This is a genomic window from Bizionia argentinensis JUB59, assembly GCF_000224335.1.
GTDB lineage: Bacteria > Bacteroidota > Bacteroidia > Flavobacteriales > Flavobacteriaceae > Algorimicrobium > Algorimicrobium argentinense.
This window is the reverse complement of record NZ_AFXZ01000045.1, coordinates 1-1,766: the sequence shown is the minus strand read 5'-3', so window position 1 is coordinate 1,766 and position 1,766 is coordinate 1. Positions and strand designations below refer to the sequence as shown.

The following is a 1,766-nucleotide window of genomic DNA, read 5'->3' as shown; positions in this document are numbered from 1 at the left end:
GCCAACAATAGAACTCACTCAAACGAATGAAACACCATTTTGGAGATTTTTTAGACAGAACAGGTAACTATTGGATAATTATTCCGAATGTAGAAAGATATGCGTATTCTGCAAACGAGGAAATAATAAACAAAGAAGATGTCAGAATTTTAACGATTTCTAAAAATGATAACAATTGGAATCAAGTTTTTAATTGCCCAAATATTGAGGAAATAACTTTACACGAACCAAGTAAAGAACAAGTTCAAAAAATAAGCAAACTAACTCAAATAACAAGATTGAGAATTACTCATCTGCGGACAAAAGACATAGAATTCATTGGAGAATTAATCAATTTAGAAGAGATTGTGCTTGAATATGTTTCTGGATTTTCTGACTTATCACCTTTGCGGAATTTAAAGAAACTGAAATCACTTCACTTTGAGAATTTAAGGAAAGTTTCGAGTTTTGAAAATCTTAAAGGAATTGAAAGTTTAAAATATTTGCACATTGACGGAACACTTGACTGGAATCAACCGATTGAAAATTTTGAATTTTTAGAAGGCTTGCCAAATCTTGAAGTTTTTTCTTTAGGTTTTATAATTAACAAAACAGAATTTCCTGCATTTTTACCGATTTTAAAACTAAATAATTTAAAGAAAATAATAATTGGAAGAGCAACTTTAAACACGCAAGAATATGCGTTTTTAGAAACAGCTTTACCTAATGTTGAATGTGGAACTAAAGGTGGAATTTGGGAGTTATGTTGGGAATACAACGAATATTTTGAATTTCTCGGCAAAAGAGCTGGAAGAGTAAAATGTACAAACCCAAAAGCGAATGAAAAATGCGAAGAGTTTATTAAAAAATACGAAGGAATAAAAAAAGAATCGGAACAAATAATAAAAACTACTGTTGGCAACACCGTGTATAATTAATTGCTAGGTCACTGCCGACTTACGAACATTCCTGCGGAATATTCTATCTGTGATTTATTTGCTAAATTAGTTGCTTAACCACGCAACTAACCATACACAAGACCGTTAGCCACAATATGAAAAAACTCAAGTCCTTTTGGAAAAAACCTACTGAAACGTTTGAATTAGTTCTTTCAAAGGACATCAATTGGATTAAAACACTTTCATTATTTGGTTGTAATGGAATTATATTCATTTACTACATAATGAAATCCGAAGGACTAATAAATATTGAGAGTTTTAAAATGACAATTGTGTCGATTCTTTCAATGGTAAGTTTAGGAATTATTTACGGAATATTTTCAAATTTAATTGTCGGATATTTAATTAAACTGACAGGAAAACTATTCAATGCTGAAAACGATTTAAAAAAGATATATAGTGTTTTAAGTTGGTCTTATTTCCCTCTTTTTTTTTCCGTCCTTTTTTTAATTCCAAGTATAATAGTTGCAAGAATTATTACGACTGAAATTGATACGACACTAATACTGATTTTATCATTATTAATAATAGTTTTAATGTTAGTTCAAGCAGTATTTGGAATTTGGCAACTGATTTTACTTTTTAAAGGACTTAAAGTTGCTCAAAAACTAAATACATTAAATGCAGTTTTGAATTATTTATCAGGAGCTATGATTTTTGGAATATTTTATTATTTCCTAATTAGACCATATTTATATTAAAAAAATACTGTGGCTAACACCGTGTAAAAAACATTGCTTATTTTAGTTCGATCGTTTGGTCGTTGCTCTTTTGCTAGCTTCTGATTTTCCTGCGGAAAATCCTCGCATACAAAATCGCAACGTTCCT

At 29.8% G+C, this 1,766-nt stretch carries 2 protein-coding genes; both read left to right on the top strand.

Going from position 1 to position 1,766, the window contains the following annotated elements; translation table 11 throughout:
• Positions 1 to 26 precede the first annotated feature (26 nt).
• Entirely contained in the window at positions 27 to 917 is an 891-nt protein-coding gene (locus BZARG_RS11610; RefSeq protein WP_008638625.1) for a leucine-rich repeat domain-containing protein, read from the top strand.
• Positions 918 to 1,033: 116 nt separating this feature from the next.
• Positions 1,034 to 1,639 carry a Yip1 family protein gene (locus tag BZARG_RS11605; protein WP_008638627.1) on the top strand — a complete coding sequence of 202 codons (606 nt, stop codon included), beginning with the start codon at positions 1,034 to 1,036 and terminating at the stop codon, positions 1,637 to 1,639.
• Positions 1,640 to 1,766 lie beyond the last annotated feature (127 nt).